Annotated in this window: 14 protein-coding genes and 1 pseudogene; 7 read left to right on the top strand and 8 right to left on the bottom strand. The window is 65.4% G+C overall.

The window, feature by feature from the left end:
- The first annotated feature begins 357 nt into the window (after positions 1-357).
- The 3 genes from X566_RS23985 to X566_RS25585 all read left to right on the top strand — a co-directional run bounded on the left by X566_RS23985 (position 358) and on the right by X566_RS25585 (position 8,357).
- Entirely contained in the window at positions 358-3,150 is a 2,793-nt protein-coding gene (locus tag X566_RS23985; protein ID WP_051444121.1) for an autotransporter outer membrane beta-barrel domain-containing protein, read from the top strand.
- A 163-nt stretch (positions 3,151-3,313) separates the two neighbouring features.
- Positions 3,314-6,112, top strand: coding sequence for an ATP-dependent helicase (locus X566_RS14760; RefSeq protein WP_409337821.1), 2,799 nt, complete (start codon positions 3,314-3,316; stop codon positions 6,110-6,112).
- 580 nt (positions 6,113-6,692) lie between these two features.
- Positions 6,693-8,357, top strand: coding sequence for a L,D-transpeptidase (locus X566_RS25585; RefSeq protein WP_409337820.1), 1,665 nt, complete (start codon positions 6,693-6,695; stop codon positions 8,355-8,357).
- 141 nt (positions 8,358-8,498) lie between these two features.
- On the opposite strand, the gene X566_RS14740 is transcribed toward X566_RS25585, so the two are convergent.
- Complete coding sequence (locus X566_RS14740) at positions 8,499-10,784, bottom strand: fused MFS/spermidine synthase (RefSeq protein ID WP_034467479.1); 2,286 nt, start codon at positions 10,782-10,784, stop codon at positions 8,499-8,501.
- 195 nt (positions 10,785-10,979) lie between these two features.
- On the opposite strand from X566_RS14740, the gene X566_RS14735 reads away from it, so the two are divergent.
- Together X566_RS14735 and X566_RS14730 are read left to right on the top strand one after the other, a co-directional pair.
- Complete coding sequence (locus X566_RS14735) at positions 10,980-12,581, top strand: NAD(P)/FAD-dependent oxidoreductase (protein ID WP_034467476.1); 1,602 nt, start codon at positions 10,980-10,982, stop codon at positions 12,579-12,581.
- Between the two features lie 333 nt (positions 12,582-12,914).
- Positions 12,915-13,805 (top strand): 50S ribosomal protein L11 methyltransferase, encoded by an 891-nt coding sequence (locus tag X566_RS14730; protein ID WP_034468804.1) that lies wholly within the window; start codon positions 12,915-12,917, stop codon positions 13,803-13,805.
- Between the two features lie 15 nt (positions 13,806-13,820).
- Here X566_RS14730 and X566_RS14725 read toward each other — a convergent pair whose 3' ends face one another.
- Positions 13,821-14,018, bottom strand: a complete 198-nt coding sequence (locus X566_RS14725; protein ID WP_034467474.1) for a hypothetical protein — start codon at positions 14,016-14,018, stop codon at positions 13,821-13,823.
- A gap of 242 nt (positions 14,019-14,260) precedes the next feature.
- Between X566_RS14725 and X566_RS14720 the strand changes: the two genes are divergently transcribed.
- Positions 14,261-16,090 (top strand): aminopeptidase P family protein, encoded by a 1,830-nt coding sequence (locus tag X566_RS14720; RefSeq protein ID WP_034467471.1) that lies wholly within the window; start codon positions 14,261-14,263, stop codon positions 16,088-16,090.
- A gap of 92 nt (positions 16,091-16,182) precedes the next feature.
- Complete coding sequence (locus X566_RS14715) at positions 16,183-17,430, top strand: multidrug effflux MFS transporter (RefSeq protein WP_051444120.1); 1,248 nt, start codon at positions 16,183-16,185, stop codon at positions 17,428-17,430.
- Between the two features lie 32 nt (positions 17,431-17,462).
- Here X566_RS14715 and X566_RS14710 read toward each other — a convergent pair.
- The 6 genes and pseudogenes from X566_RS14710 to ftsZ form a co-directional block, all read right to left on the bottom strand.
- Positions 17,463-17,828, bottom strand: a pseudogene (locus X566_RS14710) (VOC family protein); the annotation flags it as partial.
- A 95-nt stretch (positions 17,829-17,923) separates the two neighbouring features.
- Complete coding sequence (gene ligA / locus X566_RS14705; RefSeq protein WP_034468802.1) at positions 17,924-20,077, bottom strand: NAD-dependent DNA ligase LigA; 2,154 nt, start codon at positions 20,075-20,077, stop codon at positions 17,924-17,926.
- Between the two features lie 69 nt (positions 20,078-20,146).
- Complete coding sequence (recN, locus tag X566_RS14700; protein WP_034467466.1) at positions 20,147-21,820, bottom strand: DNA repair protein RecN; 1,674 nt, start codon at positions 21,818-21,820, stop codon at positions 20,147-20,149.
- Between the two features lie 401 nt (positions 21,821-22,221).
- Positions 22,222-23,103 carry an outer membrane protein assembly factor BamD gene (locus tag X566_RS14695; protein ID WP_034467464.1) on the bottom strand — a complete coding sequence of 294 codons (882 nt, stop codon included), beginning with the start codon at positions 23,101-23,103 and terminating at the stop codon, positions 22,222-22,224.
- Positions 23,104-23,254: 151 nt separating this feature from the next.
- On the bottom strand, positions 23,255-24,208 hold the full coding sequence (lpxC, locus tag X566_RS14690; RefSeq protein ID WP_034467460.1) for a UDP-3-O-acyl-N-acetylglucosamine deacetylase: 954 nt from the start codon (positions 24,206-24,208) through the stop codon (positions 23,255-23,257).
- Positions 24,209-24,558: 350 nt separating this feature from the next.
- The gene (gene ftsZ, locus X566_RS14685; RefSeq protein ID WP_034467457.1) at positions 24,559-26,328 is read right to left on the bottom strand and encodes a cell division protein FtsZ; all 1,770 of its coding nucleotides are present in this window, start codon (positions 26,326-26,328) and stop codon (positions 24,559-24,561) included.
- Positions 26,329-26,400 lie beyond the last annotated feature (72 nt).

Genomic DNA, 26,400 nt, shown 5'->3' with positions numbered 1-26,400 from the left:
GATCATCGATGCGACAACCCGATGACAGAGACGAACGTTCCGCGCTGACACAACATCAAATCTTCCGTTGCTTGAGGAACGAAATGCACGGACAGCGGCGGGCATTGGAGGCGCGCACTGCTCCGCAGTTGCACATCCGCGGTACGGCGATACAATGCACGCGGAGGATGTGAATCGACGCAATGCAGCTTACGGTTCCGCCTGTGGCAACGACGTCACAACTCGGCGCAAGTTGTTTCAAGTTGGGGCGGTGTCGCTGAGCTTGCGTTAAGCGCGGCGGTGCTCGGTAAGCGACGGACATCAACCTGACCGTTAGCTTCGTTCTGAGATTTGGGGGACTACATGTTTGGGGCGCACATGGTGTCATCGCGTCTGGCCGCAATTCTGTCGTGTACGGCACTGAGCGGCGGCTGTCTGCTGTTCGGTACGCAAGCGTTCGCGGCCTGCGACAACCTCGCACCAGCAAGCGGTCAGACGGTCACCTGCGATACCTCGGCGCCCAATCCCTCACCGGCTGGCGTTGCTGCCGCCGCGGGCAGTTCCAACGTCACCGTCAACATCTTGAGTGGTGCCGGTATCACACCGGGCGCCGGCGCGACCGCCATCGACCTTGTCTCCAGCAGCACCGCCACCAACAACGGCACGTTGACTATCAGCGGCGGGGGCACTGGCATCTTCGGCAGTGGTGACGGCAACATCTTCACCAACGGCGCAACCGGCGTGATCAACACCACCGGCGCCAACACCAACGCGATCGCCGCCAGCAGCAGCGGCAATACGTTGGTGAACAATGGTACCATCACGACGTTGAACGGCCAGTCGCGTGGCCTCGCCATTACTGGCGCCACACAGCACAACAACAACACGCTGACCAACACCGGCACCATCACGACATCGGGCCCGCAATCGTACGGACTCTATGTCCAAACCGGCGACAGCAATACCTTCAACAACAGCGGCACGATCACGACCTCCGGCTCGCAGGCCCGCGCGATCTACTCCGCCGGACAGTTCGCCACCATCACCAACACCGGCACGCTGTTGACCACCGGCGGTACGTTGGCCGGCGTGGCGAACAACACCGTCTACATGCAAGGCAACGCCAACGTGCTGCGCAACAGCGGCACGATCGAAGCGCGCGGCGCCAACTCCGACGGCGTGTTCTCCAACACTGCGGGCTCCTCATTCACCGCGCGCATCGAGAACCTTCCCGGCGGCAAGATCATCAGCCAGGCGGGGCCTGCGATCCGCACGCTCAACGGCGCGACCACCATCGTCAATGCCGGCCTGATCGCCGGCAACAGCGGCCAGGCGCTGGCGGGCGGCACCGGCAACATCAACTTCATCCTGCAGACCGGCTCGCAGGTCGTTGGCCTCGCCAATGGCGGCGGCGGCAGCAACCAGGTCCGGCTGCAAGGCTCCGGCACCGTCGATAACGCATTCACGAATTTCCAGACGCTGACGATGGAAGGCAGCGACTGGACCTGGGCGGGCTCCGGCACCTTCGCCGACACCTTCGTCAACACCGGCACGCTGACGCTGCAGACCTCGATCACCGGCAACATGTCGATCGCGTCGGGCACCAGCCTGCTCGCGGGCAACGGCGCCAACGCGTCGATCACGCCGTTTCCCGGCGGCCCGCCGATCACCGTCACCAATGCGGGCGTCATCAACCTCACCAATGGCGGCGCCACGGCGGCCAACAGCCTGACCATCCAGGGCAACTATGTCGGCAATGGCGGTGGGCTGTATCTGCGCAGTGTGCTCGGTGGCGACGGTTCGCCATCGGACCGCCTGGTGATCTCCGGCGGCAATGCCTCCGGCTCGACCGCCGTTACCGTCACCAATGCGGGAGGCGCCGGTGCGCTGACCACCGCTGACGGCATCCTCGTGGTGCAGACCACGAACGGCGGCACCACCGCGCCGGGCGCCTTCGGCCTGTCCGGCGCCGTGGTTGCCGGTGCGCACGAATATCTGCTGTTCCGCGGCGGCGTCTCCGCCGGCACCGCTGACAACTGGTATCTGCGCTCGACGCTGATTCCGGGCACGAATGCGCCCGCACCACCAGCCGTCACGCCCGCGCCGCCGCCTCCGACACCGCCGGCCGCCGAAGCACCGCCGCCCCCGCCCGCGCCGCCAGCCACCGATCTGTCATCAGTGACACCGCCGCCCGCGGGCGCCGCACCGGTCGAGCTCTACCGCGCAGAGGTCTCGGTCTATTCGGCAGTGCCGCAGGTGGCGCAGAAGCTCGGGCTCTCCACCCTCGGCACATTCCACCAGCGCCAGGGCGACCAGAGCCTGCTGACCCGCGACGGCAGCCAGCCCGCCGCCTGGGCCCGCGCCTACGGCTCGCGCAGCATCCAGGGCTGGGCTGGCACCGTCAGCCCCTCGTTCGACGGCACCATGGCCGGCGTGCAGACCGGCCTCGACATCCTGCGCTTCCAGTCCGCGCCCGGCCACCACGACCGCGCCGGCCTGTTCTATGCCTATGGCTGGGCCGACGGCACCACCAAGGGCTTTGCGCTCGGCCGCCAGGACATCCACACCGGCAAGCTCACGATCGACAGCCACAACGTCGGCGCCTACTGGACCCACATCGGCCCCGCCAACTGGTACGTGGACGCGGTGGTGATGGGCAGCTTCTACGGCGCCAACGCGCACTCGGATCGTCAGGTCGGCGGGCGGGTGACGGGAACCGGCGTCGCCGCCTCGCTGGAAACCGGCGTGCCGATCCCGCTCAACAGCTTCGTCGCCATCGAACCGCAGGCGCAGCTGATCTGGCAGCGCCAGTCGTTCGACAGCTTCAACGACATGTTCTCCAGCGTCGCCCCAGGCAGCGCCGACACGCTGACCGGGCGCCTCGGCGTCCGCATCCCGGCGACCCTCACCGTCGGTACGGCGCAGCTCCGCCCCTATCTCGAGGCCAACCTCTGGCACACCTTCTCCAACAACCGGAACATCGCCTTCGCCGTCACCGACCTGATCGGCGTGCAGAGCCGCGGCACAGCAGTCGAGGTCGGCGCCGGCGTGGCGGCACAGATCAACGACCAGGTCAGCGCCTTCGCCAGCGCCGGCTACACCTCCTCGGTGGATAACNCCCGCCGCGAGGATGTCACCGGCCGCCTTGGCCTGCGCCTGCGCTGGCCGTAACTGGCAGCATCGTCCACAGCCCTGCCTCCGCGCGGTTCCCTGCCGCGCGGCATGCTCTAATGCAGCCCACATGCAGGGGCGCAAGCCCTCGCAAATGGCGTCGCCAAGTGCCATTTTCAGAGCATGAGAATCAACCGCATGACAATCAGGGATTTGCGGATCGTTGGCTGATCCCCTCAAGCAGCCGTACGGCATCGACCGTGGTGACCTCGATCGCGATGTCATCCCCGAACACCGGCCCGCCGCCGGCGGCATTGCCGCGCGCGCGCGCGCGGCCATGGCGGGCGGGCCTCCGTCGTACCTGACCGGCCTCAATCCGGAACAACGCGATGCTGTGGAGACGCTGGAAGGCCCGGTGCTGGTGCTGGCCGGCGCGGGCACCGGCAAGACCCGCGTGCTGACCGCGCGCATCGCCCACATCCTCTCCAGCGGCCGCGCCCGGCCGCACGAAATCCTGTCGGTGACCTTCACCAACAAGGCCGCGCGCGAGATGAAGCAGCGCGTCGGCCAGATGGTCGGCCAAGCCGTCGAAGGCATGCCCTGGCTCGGCACCTTCCATTCGATCGGCGGCCGCATCCTGCGCTTCCATGCCGAGCTCGCCGGGCTGAAGTCGAACTTCACAGTGCTCGACGTGGACGACCAGATCCGCCTGCTGAAGCAGCTGCTGCAAGCCGAGAACATCGACGAGAAGCGCTGGCCGGCACGGGTGCTGGCGGGGTTGATCGACGGCTGGAAGAACCGCGGCCTGGCGCCTTCGCAGGTGCCGGCCGGCGAAGGCCAGGCGTTCGCGGGCGGCAAGGGCGGACGGCTCTACACGCTCTATCAGGAGCGGCTGAAGACGCTGAACGCCGCCGACTTCGGCGACCTGCTGCTGGAGAACATCCGCATCTTCCGCGAGCACCCGGACGTGCTACGCCAATACCAGCACCGCTTCCGCTACATCCTGGTGGACGAATATCAAGACACCAACGTCGCGCAGTATTTGTGGCTGCGACTGCTCGCGCAGGCGCCGAGTGCTGCTGTCATTCCGGAAGCCGCGCAACGGCTGTCCGGACTCCATAACCCCGGTGTGAGTGAAACAAGCGAGACAGGGGTTAGGGAGTCCGGGCCCGCACCTCACGGTGCGCTCCAGAATGACGACATCCCATTCGACATCCACCCGGACGACGCGACGGCCGCGCAACCCGACAGCGATCCCTTCGCCCCTCATCCCGAGGAATGGCGCAGCCGCGCCTCGAAGGATGAAGCCAAGACGCATGAGCCCAGGGCCCATGCTGCCACCACGTCAGTCCCCTCGCCGCAGCCCCATCCTAAGAACATCTGCTGCGTCGGCGACGACGACCAGTCGATCTACGGCTGGCGCGGCGCCGAGGTCGACAACATCCTGCGCTTCGAGCACGACTTCCCTGGCGCCAAGGTGATCCGCCTCGAACGCAACTACCGTTCCACCGGCCACATCCTCGCCGCCGCCTCGCACCTGATCGCCCACAACGAGGGCCGCCTCGGCAAGACGCTGCGTACCGAGGACGAGGACGGCGAGAAGGTCACCGTCACCGGCGCGTGGGACTCCGAGGAGGAAGCCCGCGCCATCGGCGAGGAGATCGAGCAGTTGCAGCGCCAGGGCGAGGCGCTGAACGAGATCGCCATCCTGGTGCGCGCCTCGTTCCAGATGCGCGAGTTCGAAGACCGCTTCGTCACCCTTGGCCTGCCCTACCGCGTGATCGGCGGCCCGCGTTTCTACGAGCGCGCGGAAATCCGCGATGCGCTGGCCTACCTCCGCGTCATCAACTCGTCCGCCGACGACCTCGCTTTCGAGCGCATCGTCAATGTGCCGAAGCGCGGCATCGGCGACGCTACCGTGCAGCTGCTGCACGATCATGCCCGCCGACAGAAGATCTCGATCTACGACGCCGCCGCCGCCATCGTCACCACCGACGAATTGAAGCCGAAGGCGCGCGGCTCGCTGCGCACGGTGATCGAGAATTTCGAGCGCTGGCGCCAGCAGTCCGGCAACATCCCGCACACCGAACTGGCCGAGATCGTGCTCGACGAGAGCGGCTACACCGAGATGTGGCAGAAGGACCGCTCCGCTGATGCGCAAGGCCGCCTCGACAACCTGAAGGAACTGGTCCGCTCGATGGAGGAGTTCGAGAACCTGCAAGGTTTCCTCGAACACATCGCATTGGTGATGGACCGCGACGGCGGCACCGACGAGGACGCGGTGTCGCTGATGACGCTGCATTCGGCCAAGGGCCTGGAATTCGACAACGTGTTCCTGCCGGGCTGGGAGGAAGGGCTGTTTCCGCATCAGCGCGCGCTGGACGAACAGGGCCGCGCCGGACTCGAGGAGGAGCGTCGCCTCGCCCATGTCGGCATCACCCGCGCCCGCCGTCGCGCGAAGCTGTACTTTGCCACCAACCGCCGCATCCACGGCTCGTGGTCGACGACGATTCCGTCGCGCTTCCTCGACGAGCTGCCAGCGCCCAATGTCGAGATCACCGAGTCGAAGGGCGGCTCCGGCTGGGGCGGCGGCTATGGCGGTTCGGGGGGCTACGGCGCCTCGCGCTTCGACGAGATGGCCGCGTTCGGCTCCAGCTACGGCACGCCAGGCTGGCAGCGCGCGCAGGCGCGGCGCGGCCAGCAGCGCGGCTCGTTCGGCTTCGACGAAGGCTTGTCGCGTTACGACGCCAGCGAAGATCGCAACGCCGCCCGCGGCCCACGTGGCTTTTCGACCCGCGGCCAGGCGGGACCAAGCGGCGTGCGCCGCATGCCGCTCACGATCGAGGGCGAACTGGTGGCCAAGAGCACCGGTACCGCGTCGGAATACGCGACGGGCGATCGCGTCTTCCACCAGAAGTTCGGCTATGGCCGCGTCAGCCATGTGGACGGCAATAAGCTGACGATCCAGTTCGACAAGGCGGGCGAAAAGCGCGTGGTGGACAGCTTCGTGCAACGGGCCTGAACCTGGTCGCATGCGCCTAGAGCGTGAGCGCGCCGCGTGCAGCCTCGGGCTGAGCGCGCCGCGTGCACCAGCGCTCATCCAACACAANCCCCGCCGTCATTCCGGGGCACAGCACTCCGACCTCACCGCCGTCATTCCGGGGCGCGCCTCTTGGCGCGAGCCCGGAATCCATAACCCCGGTCTCCATGAGACCACCGGCGCGCATGGCCTTCATACGTGTCGCCTTCACGCGCATCGTCCTCGTGCGCACCTCAGTTGTAAGTCCCGAGCAAAGCAACGGCACACGACGCTCCCTGCTTCTCGCGGATAAGGCACCACACGCAACCATCGGCCATCGGCCTCACAAGGCCGACATCCAGATGCGAGACTAAACCACGCCACGCCTTGCGGCTCCGCACCCGTCACCTGTCGCGAGGGACATGCCCCGCGCGAACCACGCGGGCAAAATGATTCGGACGCACCCGCGCCGGCCAAACAACAGGGCGATAGCGCGCACCCACAAACAATCAGCGAGGCGAGATGACGACCAAACGCTTTCGATTGCTGTCCTCTCCTCATGGTGGTGAGGAGCCGCACAGGCATGATCCCGCTCCCGCAAGGGCGCGAGGTGAAACATCCGCAGCGACGTTCGGATCAGATCATGCCGCAAGCCGTGCGGCGTCTCGCACAATGGCGCAGGCGCCGCCCAGGCCGCATCCTGCGAGACGCGGGAGCCTGCGCTGCTCAGGATGAGGCCGCCCAGCTCTTCACAAAGCGCGTGCGCTTCATCAACACGTCAGCAAGGTTCCGACCACCAGCGGCCAGGATCGCGAGCGGCGATCACACCCAACATGATCCGCGCCGCAACGAAAAAGGCCCCGCCTTGCGGCAGGGCCTCGATCGAATCAGCCGGGACGCGCGCAGCGCCCCGCTGTTATCAACGGTAGTGGTGGTGACGGCGGTGACGGTGCACGCGAACCTGACGGTTGTCCTGCGCGCGCTGCGCACGGGTGCGGGTGTCCTGCGGAACGCCGAGCACGCCCTGCACGCCGCCGGCGACGCCGCCGACCACGCCACCAACCGCACCGCCGACGAGCGCGCCGACCGGGCCGAGCTGCGAACCGGTGTAGAAGCCTTCCTCAGCGCCACGGGCAAGGCCCTGCGCGCTCGCGGCACCGGTCATGGCCACCAGCGCGAACGCAGCGGCAGCGAAAATGGACTTCACGCGAGCGTGAACGAGGGGCGATGCAGTTGTCATGTCACTCTTCCGACAGTGTTGAACCTGACTTTCGCTTACCTTGGGGAACAAGCTGCGCCAAGTCCGAATGTGAGTTCCGCAGACGATTGCCGCGCAATGGTAACCCAAGAGCAACATGTTTGTGCACGTTCGCGGCCGCAGCGCCGTTCATCAATCGTGCTAAATCATGGCGACCGTCTTAACCTGTTAACAAGCCGTCGAAATGATGCCGCTGGCCGTGAAACCGCTCCCCGTGTACAAGGCGTGTGGGGACGGGTCACCGGCCAGCAAGGCCAGGAGAGTAAAGTCATGCGTTCGTTCCCGTTTGCCGCACTGCTTCTGTTGTGCGCTGCGGCGCAAGCTGAGGCCGCCGTCCAGATCGACATTAACAAGGATACGCAGACGATGACCGTCGCGGTCGACGGCGTCACCAAATACCAGTGGCCGGTGTCCAGCGGCCTGCCCGCCTACGAGACGCCGAACGGCAGCTACAAGGCGTTCCGGATGGAAGAGGATCACTACTCGAAGGAGTGGGACGATGCGCCGATGCCGCATTCGATCTTCTTCACCAAACGCGGCCACGCCATCCACGGCACCGATTCGGTGAGTCGGCTCGGCAACCCCGCCTCGCACGGCTGCGTGCGGCTGTCGCGCGCCAACGCGGCGACGCTGTTCGCGCTGGTGAAAGAGCAAGGCGTGCTGAACACCACGGTCTCGCTAAGCGGCTCCTCGCAGGTGGCGCTCGCGCGCAATCCGCAGCGGCGCAACGTCGCGCGCAACCGCAACGGCAACATGCAGGCCCGCGCGCCGCAGCAGATCGCGCCGCAATATGACAGCGAAGATGCCGACGGCTATCGCCGCAGCTATGGCGCGGAGTCGTATTACGCCGAGCAGGCGAATCCGTATGCGCAGCAGCGCAGCTACGGCCGCCAGCCCTATCCGGGCCAGGCTTACGTCAATCCGTATTATTATTCGGCGCAGCCGCGTTACTATCGCCAGCGCGACTACTACGACACGTACGGATACTGAGCGCAGATACTGAGCGCGCCGTGCAAGGCGCGCGAGGGTCCGGACGGATCGAGATGCCATCCGGACAGACGCCTAAGACACGCAGAGGCGTGAGGTGCGCAGGAGCTTGAGATACACGGAGCGCTGCGACGCAGCGCTGCCCTACTCCTCGCCGTCGCGCATCCGCCGCATCACCGCGCCAAGAATGTTAGAGTAATCGTCGGTCCACACCCGTCGGTCGGGTCGGGCCGCGGTGAGCGTCCACCGCGTATCATCGGCAAGACGGCCGATATCGTTGGCCTCGCGCGCGGAGATGACGACGGTAGTGGAGAAGATGTACTCGCCGTCGCGTCCCGAATCTTCGCTGAACACCCAGCTCTTCAGGCCGTTCGCATCGGCGATGCCGACCACGACGCTGGACAGTTCGAGGTGACGGTTGGAGACATGCATCACCACGATGCCATGCGGCGCGAGTTTCTGCTTGTAGATCGCCATCGCCTCGCGCGTCGCCAGATGGATCGGGATCGCATCAGAGGAATACGCATCGACGACGATGATGTCGTAGGCGCCGTCCGGCTCCTTGGCGAAGGTCAGCCGTGCATCGCCGAGCACCGGCTTGATGTCGGGATAGCAGTCGCGGATGAAGGTGAAGTATTTCGGGTCAGCCGCGGTATCGATCATCGACTGGTCGATCTCGAAGAACTTCCAAGTCTCGCCCGGCCGGTTCTGACAGGTCAGCGTGCCTGCGCCGAGCCCGATCACAGCGGCGCGCAAGTTGCCACCCTTGCGCTCACGCGCCGCCTCGATCGCGCCGCCGATGCCGCCATCGACATGGTAGTAGGTGATCATCTCCGGGCGGCCTTGCACCGGCGTCCCATCGGCATTCAAAAGCCGCTGTGCTCCGTGGATCGTCGTGCCATGCATCAGCACACGATAGGCGCCGTCGGCATTGGTGACGATCTTGTGCACGCCGAAGAAGCTGCGGACGGTGTCGACCTTGCCGTCTTCGCTCGGATAGAGCCGCACCAGCAGCAGCGCGATCGCGACCAGGGCCGCAACGCTATAGCGGTCGGCGCGCAGCAACACGACGAACACGACGATCAGCGCGGTGATGATGGCAACGGCCGACACCATCTGTTCGCGCATGAAGGCGAGGGTCTCTGCGCCCAACAGCAGCGGCGCGAGCGCGGCGAGGGCCGCCACGGCAACCACGAGCCAGCTCCAGCGCGCGAGCTTCGCCATAAACGGCGGAACGTCCTGCTCCTTCGGCCGGCACAGCGCAGCGAGCACGACCAGAATGGGATACTCGGCAATCCAGGAGAACACATAGGGCGCGATCAGCCCGGTGAACAAGCCGCCGACCATGCCCCCGAACGACAGCGCGACATAAAACCCGGTGAGATACTGCGCGGCCGGTCGCGTGCGCGCGAGTTCGCCATGGCAGGCCATGGCGATGACGAAGAAGCAGAGCTGGTGGCCGACCAGGGTCAGCACCAGATTGCGCTCGCTGCCCACCGCCAGCAGACAGACGATGCCGACGATCGCCAGCGGCTGCAGCAGCAGCACGAAGCGGTGCGGGATCAGCGGCCGGCTCTGGAACACCAGCACCCAGGTCAGCAGATAGAGCGACAGCGGCAGCACCCACAACAGCGGCGCGGCAGCGACGTCGGTCGAGATATGCGCGGTCACTGCCACCAGAAGGCCGGACGGCACAGCGGCGAGGAAGATCCAGCGCGCGCGCAGCAGCCAACCGGGTGCAAACGCCGGTTCACTTGCTGCCGAGCGCGGCACGTAAGGCGGCGAACGCACAAGCATGACGCCACAGATTCCGATCAGCACGATCAGCAGCACATAGCCGCCGGTCCACATCAGGTTCTGCGTGTGCAGCGTGAACATCGGCTCAAACACGATCGGATACGACAACAGCGCGAGAAAGCTGCCGATGTTCGACGACGCATAGAGGAAGTATGGGTCCGGCCCGTTCGGATGGCCGGTGCGCACGAACCAAGCCTGCAGCATCGGGTTGTTCGCAGCCAGCGCGAAGAACGGCAGACCGATCGACACAGCAAATAGGCCGAGCAGCCAGAACGGCGTTCCGCTTGCTGGCGGGTCGCCCCACCCGCTCGCAATCGCCAGCGGCAGCGTCAATGCTGCCACGATCAGCAGCGCCAGGTGAACCACCACCGGAACCATGCGGTTGCGCAGCGTCATCAGAAAATGCGCATACGCATAGCCGAACAGCAGCAGCGACTGGAAGAACACCATCGCCACCGACCAGACCGCCGGCGAACCGCCGAGCCGCGGCAGCACCATCTTGGTGAACAGCGGCTGCACCGAGAACAACAGCAAGGCGCTGACGAAAATCGCCGCGGTATAGGCCATCAGCAAGCGGCGGTTGCGTGCCGCGGACGCGCGCTCGGGGGAATTGGATACGGTCGAGGAATTCATGGAAGCTCCGGCGTCCGGACCCGGCGTTGCACCGGGATGGGCTTCCGGCCCTTTCCGAAAGCGGCCGGATTGAATCACAGGCCCCCGCAGCGGGCAATGTGGCGGCGATGAACTAATCGTCACAACCCGCAAAATAGGCTAATCGACGATCTGGGCGAAGCGAAGACGCAGCCAACCCCACACAGCGAATGACGCATGGCGAACTATGACGCGATCATCATCGGCGCAGGCCACAACGGCCTGACATGCGCCGCCTATCTCGCCATGGCCGGTCTCACGGTGAAGATCGTGGAACGGCGCAAGGTCGTGGGCGGCGCGGCCGTGACGGAGGAGTTTCATCCGGGCTTCCGCAACTCGGTCGCCGCCTACACCGTCAGCCTTCTCAATCCGAAGGTGACCGCTGATTTGCAACTGTCCGATCACGGACTGCGCATCGTCGAACGCCGGGCGCAGAATTTCCTGCCCGCCGTCGATGGCAGCTACTTGTTGACGGGCGGGAACCGGACGCAGGAGTCGATCGCGCGGCTGAACCGGCACGACATCGCCGCCTACGAAAACTTTTCCGCCGAGCTTGCGGCGATCGCCGACGTGTTGCGCAAGCTGGTGCTGCGGGCACCGCCCAACGTCGTCGAGGGCCTGAGCATCGCCGCTGCGCGCGAGGCGTTCAACGCGCTCGGCGCGGCCGCGATCCTGCGCGGTCTGTCACTTGAGGAGCAGCGGATGCTGCTCGACCTGATGACGCGTTCGGCCGGTGAGATGCTGGACGAGCGATTCGAAGGCGAGCTGGTGAAGGCGCTGTTCGGCTTCGACGCCGTCGTCGGCAATTATGCGAGCCCTTACACGGCGGGCTCCGCCTACGTCATGCTGCATCACGCCTTCGGCGAGGTGAACGGCAACAAGGGTGCCTGGGGTCACGCGATCGGCGGCATGGGCGCGATCACCCAGGCGATGGCGCGCGCAGCCACGACGCACGGGGCGGAGATCGAAACCGACGCGCCGGTCCGCGAGGTCATCGTCGAGAACGGCCGCGTGGCCGGCGTCACGCTTGATGACGGCCGCGCCATTCGCGCGGGCATCGTGGCATCGAGCGTCAACCCGAAGCTGCTCTATACGCGTCTGATCCCGACGGGTGCGCTCGACGAGACGTTTCTCACCCGCATCAAGCGCTGGCGCAACGGCTCCGGCACGCTGCGCATGAACGTCGCGCTCTCGAGGTTGCCGTCGTTCAGCGCGTTGCCGGGCGACGGCGATCATCTCACCGCGGGCATCATCATCGCGCCGAGCCTCGGCTACATGGATCGCGCCTGGCAGGATGCACGCGCAGAGGGCTGGAGCCGCGAGCCGGTGGTTGAACTGCTGATCCCTTCGACACTGGACGATTCGCTGGCGCCACACGGCCAGCATGTCGCCAGCCTGTTCTGCCAGCATGTGGCGCCGGAGCTGCCGTTCGGACAATCATGGGACGACAAGCGCGAGGCCGTCGCCGACCTGATGATCACCACCGTCGATCGCTATGCGCCGGGTTTCGCGCAGAGCGTGATCGCGCGGCAGGTGCTGACGCCGCTGGACCTCGAGCGCGAGTTCGGTCTGCTGGGCGGCGATATCTTCCATGGCGCACTGACGCTGAACCAGCTGTTCTCGGCGCGGCCGATGCTCGGGCACGCGGACTACCGTGGCCCGATCAAGGGACTCTATCATTGCGGCTCAGGCGCCCATCCCGGCGGCGGCGTGACCGGCGCACCGGGCCACAACGCCGCGCGCGCGATCCTGCGCGATCACCGCGCGCTGTTTGGATAATACCTGGATAACGGGTGGATAAGCCTGTGGATCATCCGTGGCATCCTGTGCATGAACCTTCCGAACAGACGTCCATAGCCAAGTCGACACCCTCTGAACAGCCAGTGGATAACCCCCGCCAACCCTGTGGATAACGGCTCGGGCAGGCTGTGTGCAAACTGTGGACACCCTGTGGAAAATATCCAGGACAGGAAACGTCCTCCACGCCAACTTTGCCATAAAAATCGTCGTCGAATGACCCTCGCCGCGCTGTCACCGCGGCCCGTGCTATGGCATGAGATGGACGCAGCCGCCCGCCGGGCGCGACCGGATCATCTTGACGATTGGCAGCCCATGACTCCCGCACAAACCCAGGCCGTGCGCGCCCTCTTCACGATCGGCGACGAACGCGCCGCGCGCGGCGTGGCCGACGTGTTGTCGGAGACGTTCGACAATGGCGAGACCGCGGTCGCCGCCTTTGAGAACGCGACCGGCGGCTGGGACGTCACCATCCATTTCGCCGCCCCCCCCGACGAACAGGCGGTCCGCGATCTCGTCGCGATGGCGATGGACGCCGCCACCGCTGCGGAGCTGCGCTTCGAGGCGGTGGAGAGCAAGGATTGGGTCAGGGCCAGCCTCGACGGCCTGAGGCCGGTCGACGCCGGGCGCTTCTTCATTCACGGCTCGCACGATCGCCATCGCATCCCGCAGAACCGGATCGCCATCGAGGTGGAGGCGGCGCTGGCATTCGGCACCGGCCATCACGGCACCACGCGCGGCTGCCTGCTGCTGCTCGACCGGCTGTTGCGCCGTCAGCAGCCACAGCGCGTGCTCGATCTCGGCACCGGCAGCGGCGTGCTGGCGATCGCTGCCGCCAAGGCGCTGCGCCGGCACATCCTCGCCAGCGATATCGATCGGCGGGCGACCGTCACCGCGCGCGACAACGCGCGGCTGAACGGTGCTGGTCCGTGGGTCGAGACGATCTGCGCGCCGGGCTTCGGCGCCCGCGAATTCCAGATGCGCGGGCCGTTCGACCTCGTGCTGGCGAACATCCTCGCAAACCCGTTGAAACGATTGGCCGCGCCGATGCGGCATCATCTCGCGCCGAAGGCTGTGGTGGTGCTGTCGGGCCTGCTGCCGTCGCATGCCAACGGCGTGATCGCCACCTATCAGTCCATCGGACTGGTGCTCCGCGACCGGATCGACCTGGAAGGCTGGACCAGCCTGCTGATGGCCCGCCGCTGAGCTTACGCCAGATCGTCAGAGCCGCTGCTTGCGGTATTTGTGCCGCAGCCGCTGAATCCGCCGCGCACTGCTCTCGGATTGGGCAAGACGGGCGGCGGTCAGCCGATCCAGTAGGCGGATGATGGCGTTACGCCGAGGCTCGGTCGGTGCCGACGCGTGCTCCGCTTCGGCATGGACGGGCGGCGCGATCTTTTCAAACGTGAACGCAGGCATGATGCATTCCCTCGGCGTTGAGTTGGAAGGCCCACAAGCAGTTCCTTGCTTTCACTGATACGAACACACTGAAACACATCCCTCGCTGTCTGGTTCCGACGATCGCGCTGGTTGCGCTCATCCCTGTCCGGCTCTCGCATGCAATCCTGTGCAGTCTCTGAATGCGTCCTGCATAGATTGTGCCGAATTTTATCGATAGACTCCGCTCCGACCAGGGACGACGGACGAGACGACGACGAGCCATGTTCGAAGCGCATTTTCAGACATTCGAGGACGCCGAGGGCGGCGTTGCCCTCACCGCCCGCCTTGCCGCCTTCCGCGAAGAGCTGGCGCGGCGCAATCTGACCGGATTCGTCATCCCCCGCGCCGATGCGCATCAGAACGAATATGTGCCGCCTTCCGAAGAACGGTTGGCCTGGCTGACGGGGTTCACCGGCTCGGCGGGGCTCGCGGCAGTGTTGGCCGAGCAGGCTTTCCTGTTCGTCGATGGCCGCTACACGCTGCAGGCGGCGCAGCAGGTCGATACCGCGGCGTGGACGGTGGCCTCGCTGACCGACCCACCGCCAGAAGCAACGCTGGCGCAGGCGCTGAAGGCAGGCGACCGGCTCGGCTTCGATCCCTGGCTGCATACGACCGGAGCGGTGGAGCGGCTTGAGGCCGCCTGCGCCAAAGCCGGCGCGGAGCTGGTTCCGGTCGACAGCAATCCGGTGGACGCCGTCTGGCAGGAACGGCCGGCCCCGCCGCTCGGTCAGGTCACGGTGCATGACCTGAAATTCGCTGGCGATGCCGAGGCCGACAAGCTCGCGCGCATCCGCGAGGAGATCGCCCGGCTGCGCACCGATGCGCTGGTGCTGTCCGACCCGCATGCGGTGGCCTGGACCTTCAACATCCGCGGCGCGGATGTCGCTCACACACCGCTGCCGATCTCCTACGCGGTGCTGCCGAAGGATGGCCGGCCGACCGTGTTCATCGATGGGCGCAAGCTCTCCAACTCTGTTCGCGATCATCTCGAACGCAACGCCGACGTGGCCGAGCCGAAGCAGCTCGTGCCGCATCTAACGGCGCTGGCGCAAAGCGGTGCGGCGATCGCCATCGACGCGGCCACCGGCGCCGATGCCTTGAGCCGGCTGATCGCAACGAATGGCGGCAAGCCGGTGCGCGGCAGCGATCCGGTCGCGCTGCTGAAGGCGGTGAAAAATGCCACCGAGATTTCCGGCACGCACACCGCGCATGCGCGCGATGGTGTGGCACTGGCGCGCTTCCTGTTCTGGCTCGATCGTGAAGCGCCTGGCGGACAGCTGACCGAGATCGACACGGTGGAAGCGCTGGAGACCTTCCGCCGCGAGACCGGCGCGCTGAAGGACGTCTCGTTCCCGACCATCGCCGGCTCGGGACCGAACGGCGCTATCGTTCACTACCGCGTCACGCGCAAGACCAACCGCCGCATCCGCCCCGGCGAACTGCTGCTGATTGATTCCGGCGCGCAGTATCAGGACGGCACCACCGACGTCACCCGCACCATCGCGGTCGGCGCGCCGAGCGCCGAGATGCGCGACCGCTTCACCCGCGTCTTGCGCGGCCATCTCGCCATCGCCCGCGCGGTGTTTCCGGACGGCACCACCGGCGCGCAGATCGACGCCTTCGCGCGGCAGTTCCTGTGGCAGGCCGGCCTCGATTTCGAGCACGGTACCGGCCATGGCGTCGGCAGCTACTTGTCGGTACACGAGGGGCCTGCGCGCATTTCCAAGCTCGGCACGACGCCACTGAAGCGCGGCATGATCCTCTCCAACGAACCCGGCTACTACAAGACCGGCGAATACGGCATCCGCATCGAAAACCTGGAGCTTGTGGCCGCGAAGGAGATCCCCGGTTCAGAAAAGCCGGTGAACGGCTTTCAGGCCCTGACGCTCGCGCCGATCGACCGGCGGCTGATCAACACGGCCCTGATGACTTCGGACGAAATCGCCTGGCTCGACGCATATCACCTGCGCGTGCGCAATACGTTGCGCGAAGCGCTGGATGATGCCACCCGTGACTGGCTGGACGCAGCGACGCGTCCACTCGCCGGATAAGACTCGTCGAGGCCACACGCGACCGACCATCGGTGGGCGCAATCGCGTTCATTTCAGAACGACACGGTTAGAACGAACAGGATTGCCGCGCCGTGAGCGACGACGCCATCAAGGGTTCTGCAACCGAGCGCGCCGCCGCGGCACCGAAAGTTTCGCCGGGCTTCCTCGCCCTGCTGATCGCACTGAGCGGCCTCGGCCCGCTGACGATGCAGGCGATCATGCCCGCGCTGCCGGCGCTCGCGACCCACTTCGCCGAAGATTTTTCGGTCGCTCAGCTCACGATCTCGCTCTATCTCGTCGGCCTCGCCGGCGCGCAGCTGGTCGTCGGCCCGCTGTCCGACAAGTTCGGGCGGCGCCCGGTCATCCTCGCCGGACTGGGCCTGATGGTGCTCTCGAACGTCGCCGGCGTGTTCGCGACGACGCTGCCGCAACTGATCGCCGCGCGGATCATCCAGGCGCTCGGCGCAGCCTCCGGGCTCGCGGTCGGCCGTGCCATGATCCGCGATCTCTATGATCGCGACCGCGCCGCCTCGATGATCGGCATCGTCGTCGGCGCGATGATGATCGCACCCATGATCGGCCCCTTCATCGGCGGCGTGCTCGAGACCGCCTATGGCTGGCGCACCATCTTCCATTTCCTCGGCGGCGTATCGCTCGTCATCTTCCTGTGGGCATGGGCGACGTTGCCGGAAACGCGACGGACACAATCGGGCCCGGCGGCATCGGGCTTTTTCGGCGACGTGCGCGCGCTGATCGCAAGCCCCGCCTATCACGGCTTCATCCTGTGCCAGATGCTCGCGGCCGCGACGTTCTTTGTCTTCGCCTCCGGCGGCGCCTATGTGACGATCACCCAGATGGGTCGCTCCAGCGCGGAATACGGCGCCTGGTTCGCGCTCGGCTCGATCGCCTATATGGCAGGCAACCTCGCTGCCGCACGGCTGACGCCGAAGGTCGGCGGCCATCGTATGATGTGGATCGGCCTGAACATGCAGATCGCAGGTTCAGTGCTCAACCTGATCTGGGGGTTGATGGGCCTCAGTGCGCATCCGGCCTGGTTCTTCATCACCCAGATGATCGTCGCCTACGGCAACGGCTATGTGATGACGAACGCCGCCGCCGGCGCCATCAGCGTGCGGCCGCAGGCGGCAGGTACGGCTTCGGGCGTGATGGGTTTCATGCAGATGGGGTTCGGCGCCATCGTCTCGCAGCTCGGCGCCCATCTCGGCGGCGACTTCACGACCACCGTGCCACTGAATATCAGCGTTCTGATCTTCTCGCTGCTCTGCGCGCTGGTGGTGGCGCTGTTGATTCCGCGCGACGACCCGAAACGCTCGGCCTGACCTCACGCCGCGAGACAGGCTAAGCTTCACCTTTATGAGCCTGGCCCCGCAAACAGCACGAGATTGCCGTCGGGATCGCGGACGATGAAGGTCAGCGCGCCCCATGGTTCCAGCGAAAGCGGCTTGTTGAAGGCGACACCGCGCGCCTGATACGCCGCGAACAACCGCTTGATCTCGTCCGAGGTCGCAAGCGTCACTGACGCCGAGAGCAGAGTTTCGCGTTCCCGGATGTCGCCGACGAACACCGGTTCGCATACCAACCGCAACGCCAGCCGGGCGCCGTCACGCCTGACCTGCCCGTAGAACGGCGGCTCGCCATAAAGGAAATCCACCTCGAAGCCGAGCTTGCTGGCGAAGAAGGTCAAGGACGCCGCGATGTCGCGAACATAAAGATGCGCTTCGCTGGTGAGCAGAACTGGTCGACCGCCATGGTCGGGAACGTGGGCTGTCATGCGAACGCTCCTTGCGGCTTATGACGCGATAATCGCGATGATCAAGCCACACCGATCAGCTTGAACCAGTCGTCTTCGGACAGAACCTTGACGCCATGCTTCTCGGCCTCCTTCAGCTTCGAGCCGGCACCGGGACCAGCCACCACGAGATCGGTCTTCTTCGACACCGAGCCGGAGACCTTGGCGCCTAAGCGCTCGGCCATCGCCTTGGCTTCCTCGCGCGTCATCTTCTCCAGCGAGCCGGTGAACACCACCGTCTTGCCCGATACCGGCGAATCCTTGGCCGCCTGCTCGGCAGGCAGCACCTCGATCTCCGCCAAGAGATCGTCGAGCGCCTTGATGTTGCGTGGCTCGGCGAAGAACTCGACGACGGCATCGGCGACGACCTCGCCGATACCCTCGATGCCGTTGAGGTCGTCGTAGGCCTCGGAGGTGTTACCCTCCTCACTCTGCCCCTCGGCCGCCGCGCGCATCGCCTCGACGAACGCAGCAAGAGTGCCATAGTGGCGCGCCAGCAGCTTGGCATTACCCTCGCCGACATGACGGATACCGAGCGCGAAGATCAACCGATGCAGTTCAATCCTGCGCCGGGCATCGATCGCGCTGAACAGATTGCGGATTGAGACATCGCCATACCCTTCGCGATCTTTCAGCTTCGTCTGCGAGCGCGCATCACGCTTCTGCAGGGTAAAGATGTCGGCGGCCGACCTTACGAGGCCCGCCTCGTAAAACTCCTGCACCTGCTTGTCGCCCAGCCCGTCGATGTCGAAAGCGTTGCGCGACACGAAGTGCTTCAGCCGTTCAACCGCCTGTGCCGGACACACCAGCGCGCCTGTGCAGCGGCGCACCGCCTCGCCTTCCTCACGCACCGCATGGCTGCCGCAGGCGGGGCACTTCTGCGGGAACTTGTAAGGCTTCGCGTCCTTTGGCCGCTTCTCGAGCACCACGCTGACGATCTGCGGGATCACGTCGCCCGCACGCTGCACCACCACCGTATCGCCGATACGGATGTCGACGCCTTCGCGGATCGGATTGCCGTCGTTGCCGACCGCCCTGATGTAGTCCTCATTGTGCAGCGTGGCGTTAGAGACGACGACACCGCCGACCGTGACCGGCGCAAGCCGCGCCACCGGCGTCAGCGCGCCGGTGCGGCCGACTTGAATTTCGATGCCGTTCAAGACAGTCATCGCCTGTTCGGCAGCGAACTTGTGTGCGATTGCCCAGCGCGGGTTGCGCGAAACGAAACCGAGCCGCGACTGCCAGTCGAGCCGGTCGATCTTGTAGACGACGCCATCGATGTCGTAGCCGAGCGAGGCGCGCTTCTCGGCGATCTCGCGGTAGAACGCCAGCAGCGCCTCGACGCTCTGGCATTGCCGCATCAGTGGGTTGGTGACGAATCCGGCTCTTCGCATCCACGCAACCATGCCGAACTGCGTATCCGCCGGCATCGCGCTCATCTCGCCCCAGGCATAGGCGAAGAACTTCAGCGGCCGCGATGCGGTGATCGATGCATCCTTCTGCCGCAGCGAACCGGCGGCGAAGTTGCGCGGGTTGGCCGCCATCTGAATCCCGGCCTTCTCGGCGCGCTTGTTGAAGCCGATGAAGTCGTTGGTCATGATGTAGACTTCGCCCCGCACCTCGCAGATCGCCGGTACGTTCGCGCCCTTCAACGTGTGCGGAATGTCAGCGATGGTGCGGACGTTGGCGGTAACGTCCTCGCCAGTGGTGCCGTCGCCGCGCGTTGCGCCGCGCACCAGTTCGCCGTTCTCATACCGCAGCGACAACGACAGGCCGTCGATCTTCGGCTCGGCGACGACCACCGGCATCTCGTCCGCGGGCAATCGTAGGAAACGACGCACCCGCTCGACGAAATCGGCCACGTCCTCATCGCTGAAAGCGTTTCCGAGCGAGAGCATCGGCACCGCGTGCGCCACCTTGGCGAAACGGCCGGATGGAGCCGCGCCGACCTTCTGCGACGGAGAATCCTTGGTGACGAGCTCCGGAAACCGCGCCTCGATCTCGCTGGCGCGGCGACGCAGGGCATCGTAGTCGGCATCCGAGATCGTCGGCGCGTCGTGCTGATAGTAACGCTCATCGTGGGTCGCGAGCTGCAACGCCAATGTCGTCAATTCCTTGCGCGCCTGTGCAAGGGTCAGCGTCTCGACGGGTTTCGGGGCCGAAGCTTTCTTTGCCATCTGAAAACGAACGATCCATAGCGTCATCGGCAGACGCTTTGCACGCCGGCCAGCGACGGAGATGATACCTCAGCCCGCGGCAGACTTCATCAGCCGCTCGGCGGCCGCGCGCGCCTCGGCCGTTATCTCGGCCCCGGCCAGCATGCGGGCGATCTCCTCGCGACGCTTGTCGGCGGCAAGCGCTGCGACGCGGGTGGTGACGCGCTTGCCCTTGTCGAGGGCATCCTTGCTGATCAGCAGATGCTGATCGGCGCGGGCGGCGACCTGCGGCGCATGTGTCACCGCCATCACCTGCACCTTACGGGACAGCTTGGCGAGCCGTCCGCCAATCGCATCCGCCACCGCGCCGCCGACACCGGTGTCGATCTCGTCAAACACGAGCGTCGGCGCGGAGCCGCGATCCGACAGCACCACCTTCAGCGCCAGCAGAAAACGCGAGAGCTCGCCGCCGGAGGCAACCTTCATCATCGGCCCGGGCCGCGTGCCGGGATTGGTCTGCACCCAGAACTCGACGCGGTCGAAGCCGTTCGGCCCTGCCGCCTGCGGATCGGAGTCGATCTGCGATGAGAACTTTGCACGCTCGAGCTTGAGCGGCGCAAGCTCGGCGTTGACCGCCTTGTCGAGCTTCTCGGCCGCTTTCCTGCGCGCGACGGACAGCTTTTCGGCAGCAGCCCGATAGCGCTTCTCGGCCTCGGCGGCAGCCTTTTCGAGCTCCTTGAGCTGACCCGCCCCCTTGTCGATCAGCGCGAGGTCGGTGGCGAAACGTTCGGCGAGCGCGGCCAGATCGTCGACCGGCACGGAGTATTTGCGCGAGGCCGCGCGCAGCGCGAACAGCCGCTCCTCGATCCGCTCCAGTTCGGCGGGATCGAAATCCGCCGCCGCAAGCGCCGCATTGAGATGCTGGTCGGCTTCCGCGAGCGCGTTGATCGCAGCGTCAATGGCATCGATCGCAGGCTGCACGAGCTGCGGCATGTGCGCGGCCCGCCGCTCCAGCCGCCGCGCCGCAGCAGCCAATGCCGAGACCGGCGACTGCGGTCCACCGACCACGGCCTGTGCGTCGCGCAGATCGCCCGCGATCTTCTCACCCTGCATCATGGTCGTGCGCCGCTCGGCGAGCGATGTTTCCTCGCCGGCCTGCGGCGCGAGCGTGGTTAATTCCTCAGACGCGTGCCGCAGATAGTCCGCCTCGCGCGCGGCACGCTCGATACCGGCGCGGTGCTCCTCAAGGGCCGAGGCGGCGTTGCGGCGCGCATCCCAGAGCGCTTCGACGCCTGCGGCCTCCTTCTCCAACCCGGCAAAGGCATCGAGCAGGCGGCGATGGGTGGCGGCATCGACCAGCGCCCGCTCGTCATGCTGCCCATGAATTTCGACCAACGCCGCGCCGACCGCCTTCAGCGTCTGCACACTGATCGATTGATCGTTGATGAAGGCGCGGGTCCGGCCATCCGCGAGCTGCACGCGGCGGAGGATCATCTCGCCGGTATCATCGAGGCCGTTCGCCGCCAGCAGTTTGGTCGCCGGATGCGTCTTCGGCACATCGAATACGGCGGTGACCTGCCCCTGCTCCGCGCCCTGGCGCACCAGTCCGGCATCGCCGCGGCCGCCGAGCGCCAGCGCGAAAGCGTCAAGCAGGATCGATTTGCCCGCACCGGTTTCACCGGTGAGCACGGCAAGACCACGCGCAAAATCGATATCCAGCCGTTCGATCAGCACGATGTCGCGGATCGAAAGACACGCAAGCATGGAGGACGTATCCTAGATCATGGTCCAATGGGATCGAATCGCGACCCCATATTACGCGAGCATGATCTAACCGGGATCACACCCGAGTATCGCGGATCAGAAATTCGCACCATCGTTTCGGCGAGTCCATCGTGCGAATGTCCGATCCAGAAACGACACTAGAACCATAAATTGGCTCGTGTCTGTATCCAGTCCCAGCTTCGCTCTAAGGGTGCTGCAAAGGGCAGCGAACTTCGGATTCGGGATACCCGTGGAGCGGATTTGACATTCCACTTAGCCGCTGGCGCTCCATGCGAATGTCAATCCAAAGCTCCACTAAATCATTACGTTGCTAGTGGTTCTTTGAGTCCAACATTCGCAGACAACTTTGCTGCAATGGATGCAACTGTTGGAATCGAACCCTAACCCAGGCCAACCTTGCGGAGCGCCCGGCTCATCCAGGAGCTCTTGTTCTCGCTCGGTTCGAGACCGTTCGATTTTACAAGATTATAGGCGTCCTTGTACCAGGCGCTTTCAGGAAAGTTGTGGCCAAGCAGGGCTGCGGCAGTCTGCGCTTCGTTGACGATGCCGATCGCCATATACGCCTCGGTCAGGCGGGCGAGCGCCTCCTCGACATGGCGCGTGCGCTGATACTGGGTGACCACGGTCTTGAAGCGGTTGATCGCGCCGGTGAAATCGCGACGCTCCATATAATAGCGGCCAACCGACATCTCCTTGCCGGCGAGCTGGTCGCGGGCCGATTCGAGCTTCCGGCGGGCAGCTTGCGCGTATTCCGAATTCGGATACTTGCGGACCACTTCCTCCAGCGCATTGATCGCCTTTTCGGTGCGGCCCTGGTCGCGGCTGATATCGGGAATCTGGTCGAAATGGGAGGCGGCGATCAGGTACTGCGCATAGGCAGCGTCGGGACTGCCCGGATGCAGGGTGATGTAGCGCTGGGCCGCACCAATGGTGGAGTCGTAGTCCTGCGCCTCATAATGAGCATAAGCGGACATCAGCAGCGACTTGCGCGCGAGATCCGAATACGGGTGCTGACGATCGACTTCCTCGAACTTCTTGGCGGCAGCGGTCGCCCGCTTGTCCTCGTTCAGCATGTACAAGCCCTCATTGTAGAGCTTGTCGGCCGGCTCGTCGGCGGCGACCTCCTCCTTGCCGAACAGCTTGCTCCATCCATCGGACATGGTGCTGCAAGCGCCGAGCGGTGCAGTGAGCAGCACGAGCACCGTGCTGAGGCGCAGCAAACGGGTATTCCGGGCCAATTTTGTCGAAAGCTCAAGCATCATACGCAGGGCCGCTAGGTCCAGTGACGAGATCAGGAGAAATAACCGAAAATGCCATCCCAACCAACCGGATAAGCCGACATTTCGCCCGCATTAAGGCGGCACGGGTTGAGGATGAAACTGAAATGCGCGAATGGCCGCCTGACACGTCCGCTCAGGACACGTCCGGTCCATAGGCCGGGGCGATGATCAGGCCGCCCACCGCCTCCACATGGCCGCGCGTGGCCCGACGTGGCCGCTCGGCCTCGACGATTCGCCAGGCACTGCGATCCGCCATGAGCGCCGACAGCACGGCATGATTGAGCTTGTGGCCTCCGCGAACCGAGCGGAAAAGACCCAGGATCGGCAGGCCGGCCAGAGCCAGATCGCCAATCGCATCCAGCACCTTGTGACGGACGAACTCGTCGGCGAAGCGCAAGCCCTCGGGGTTGAGGATGCGGGTTTCGTCGACCACGACCGAATTCTCGAATGAAGCACCGCGGGCGTAACCGGCGCTCCAAAGCTTGGTGACGTCGGCCATGCAGCCGAACGTGCGGGCGCGGCAGATCTCCTGACGGAAGCTTTGCGGCGTCACGTCCACCGCGTAGGACTGACGGCCGATCAGCGGATTATCGAAGTCGATATCGAGTTCGGCGCGGAAGCCGTGCGCATAGGGACGCAGCTCGCCGGACGACGTACCGGTCATAACTTGGACCGGCCTCAGCACCTCGATGTAGCGGCGCGGCGCGGACAATTCGACGACACCCGCCTGTTCGATCGCAGCGACGAATGGCGCAGCACTGCCGTCCATGATCGGCGCCTCCGGCCCATCGACCTCGACGGTGGCGTTGTCGACGCCCATGCCAAGCAGCGCAGCGAGAACATGCTCGGTGGTGGACACCAGTGGTCCTTGCCGGTCTCCCAGCACGGTGGCGAAATCGGTGGCTATGACCGCATCGTGGCGCGCAGCGACCTCACGGTCGGCGCCGTCAAGTCCGGTGCGGACGAACACGATACCGGTATTAGGATCAGCGGGGTTCAGCGTGAGGGTGGCAGGCTGGCCGGAATGGACGCCGATGCCAGTCACACTGACGGGCAACCTGAGCGTGGTCTGCCGGCTCGATTTCATCCCAACGTCGCCTAACTGCTGAACACGATGGCCGGCGCTGCCAGCACGACTCGGTTCTTCCCCAAAAGATGCCGACGTTGTTTCCCCCAACGTCTGAAACGAAGATACCGATCAGGGTGAATTTGACCACTCACGCTTGCTTACCAATTGTTACCCTAAACTCGCCCCAATCGCGCCCCGGCAGCACCAAAGTTGGCATCTGCTTGAGATTTCTGATGAAAAGAAAGTCTTAGGATTTCATTAACCTCCTCAATAAGTTATTCAAATCACCTTAGAAATTGATTGAAAAAATTTGTCCCGGCGCAGGGGCCGGGACAAAGAGCGCGAAAATCGAATTGTTACAGGGGTGATCAGCTCGACTGCCGGCGCAGGAAGGCCGGGATATCGAGGTGGTCTTCCACAGGCGCCGGGGCGATTGGAGCCGGGCGACCGTGCGAATCAAGCCCCTGCGGCGCCGGGGCGCGGCGGGCATATTCCGACACCGGCTCCGGAGTCCGGGGCGGCGGCGGCGTAGCCGGACGCTGCGGCATGCGCTGCGGAACCGGCGGCATGGCCGGACCTGCCCCGCGCGCCGAAATCGGCTGCTCGGTCTCTTCGTCACGACGGCCGAGCCCGACATTAGCAAGCCGTTGCAGCAGCGACAGACGGGCCTTCTGCGGATGCTCCGCCGACGCCTCGCCGCGAGCCTGACGAATCTCGGCCTGAGCCGGCATCGGCAGATCCTCGAATTTCGGCATCCGGGTCGGACGTACCGGCATCCGTTCAGCGGCCGGCGGAATGAACGAGGACGGAATCGGCGCTTCCGGCTGCTCGACCGCCTCGGCCCGCTGTTCCGGGAACAGGGACGGCTTCGGCGAAGGCACCGGACGGATCGAGACATCCCCGTAGGTCGCCGGGTCGGCCGAACCGGTCGCGGGAGCGGGTGCGACTGCGGCGGCGATCGCCGCAAGCGCTGCGCGCTCATGCTCGACCGGCGCCCGTGCCTGCATCGCCTCGGCCGGACGCTCCTGCGGCTGCGCGATGCGCTCGGCCATCTTGGCCGAATCGGCCCGCAGGCGTGCGGTCAGGTCGGCGAGGCGGTTCTCCGGCGTCGCCGGAGCCGCCTGGGCGGCAGCCGGGGCCGTGCCGGAAGCCTTCACGCGGGCAGCCATCTGCACGCTGTCGATGCCGGTGGCCACCACCGACACACGGATGATGCCGTCCAGGTTCTCGTCGAAGGTCGCCCCAACAATGATGTTGGCGTCCTGGTCCACTTCCTCGCGAATGCGGGTTGCAGCCTCGTCCACCTCGAACAGGGTCAGGTCCTTACCGCCGGTGATCGAGATCAACAGGCCGCGCGCGCCCTTCATCGAGGAGTCGTCGATCAGCGGATTGGCGATTGCGGCTTCGGCTGCAGTCAGCGCGCGCTTCTCGCCGCCCGCCTCGCCGGTGCCCATCATCGCCTTGCCCATCTCGCGCATCACGGCGCGGACGTCGGCGAAGTCGAGATTGATCAGACCTTCCTTGACCATCAGGTCGGTGATGCAGGCAACGCCCGAATAGAGCACCTGATCGGCCATCGCGAAGGCGTCGGCGAAGGTGGTCTTCTCGTTGGCGACCCGGAACAGATTCTGGTTCGGGATGATCAGCAGCGTATCGACGCCCTTCTGCAGCTCGACGATGCCCGATTCCGCCGTGCGCATCCGGCGCTGGCCTTCGAAATGGAACGGCTTCGTCACCACGCCGACGGTCAGGATGCCCATATCGCGCGCGGTCTTGGCAATCACGGGAGCTGCGCCAGTGCCGGTGCCGCCACCCATGCCGGCGGTCACGAACACCATGTGCGCACCTGCCAGATGATCGCGAATTTCGTCGATCACCTCTTGCGCGGCCGCTGCACCGACATCCGGCTGCGATCCCGCACCGAGACCTTCGGTGACCTGCGTGCCCATCTGAATGATGCGCTCGGCCTTGGACATGGTCAGCGCCTGGGCATCGGTGTTGGCGACGACGAAGTCGACACCCTGGAGGCCCGCAGTGATCATGTTGTTGACGGCATTGCCGCCAGCGCCGCCGACACCGAACACGGTGATGCGTGGCTTGAGCTCGCGAATGTCGGGGATCTGCAGATTGATCGTCATGGTTGCCTCTCGATTACGCGCGCGGCGTGGCAGTGGGCGTAGCGTCAAGCGACGCAGGCCGAAGGGTGATTG

The sequence above is a fragment of the Afipia sp. P52-10 genome (assembly GCF_000516555.1).
In the GTDB taxonomy this organism is placed as follows: Bacteria; Pseudomonadota; Alphaproteobacteria; order Rhizobiales; family Xanthobacteraceae; genus P52-10.
This window is presented reverse-complemented; position numbering and strand designations above follow the sequence as displayed.

What these genes read in the sequence shown, in the direction of transcription:
- X566_RS25585 (WP_409337820.1), top strand. Translation starts at nt 6,693, where the DNA reads ATGATCCCGCTCCCGCAAGGGCGCGAGGTGAAACATCCGCAGCGACGT.
- X566_RS14740 (WP_034467479.1), bottom strand. Translation starts at nt 10,784, where the DNA reads ATGAATTCCTCGACCGTATCCAATTCCCCCGAGCGCGCGTCCGCGGCA.
- X566_RS14735 (WP_034467476.1), top strand. Translation starts at nt 10,980, where the DNA reads ATGGCGAACTATGACGCGATCATCATCGGCGCAGGCCACAACGGCCTG.
- X566_RS14730 (WP_034468804.1), top strand. Translation starts at nt 12,915, where the DNA reads ATGACTCCCGCACAAACCCAGGCCGTGCGCGCCCTCTTCACGATCGGC.
- X566_RS14725 (WP_034467474.1), bottom strand. Translation starts at nt 14,018, where the DNA reads ATGCCTGCGTTCACGTTTGAAAAGATCGCGCCGCCCGTCCATGCCGAA.
- X566_RS14720 (WP_034467471.1), top strand. Translation starts at nt 14,261, where the DNA reads ATGTTCGAAGCGCATTTTCAGACATTCGAGGACGCCGAGGGCGGCGTT.
- ligA (WP_034468802.1), bottom strand. Translation starts at nt 20,077, where the DNA reads ATGGCAAAGAAAGCTTCGGCCCCGAAACCCGTCGAGACGCTGACCCTT.
- recN (WP_034467466.1), bottom strand. Translation starts at nt 21,820, where the DNA reads ATGCTTGCGTGTCTTTCGATCCGCGACATCGTGCTGATCGAACGGCTG.
- X566_RS14695 (WP_034467464.1), bottom strand. Translation starts at nt 23,103, where the DNA reads ATGATGCTTGAGCTTTCGACAAAATTGGCCCGGAATACCCGTTTGCTG.
- lpxC (WP_034467460.1), bottom strand. Translation starts at nt 24,208, where the DNA reads ATGAAATCGAGCCGGCAGACCACGCTCAGGTTGCCCGTCAGTGTGACT.
- ftsZ (WP_034467457.1), bottom strand. Translation starts at nt 26,328, where the DNA reads ATGACGATCAATCTGCAGATCCCCGACATTCGCGAGCTCAAGCCACGC.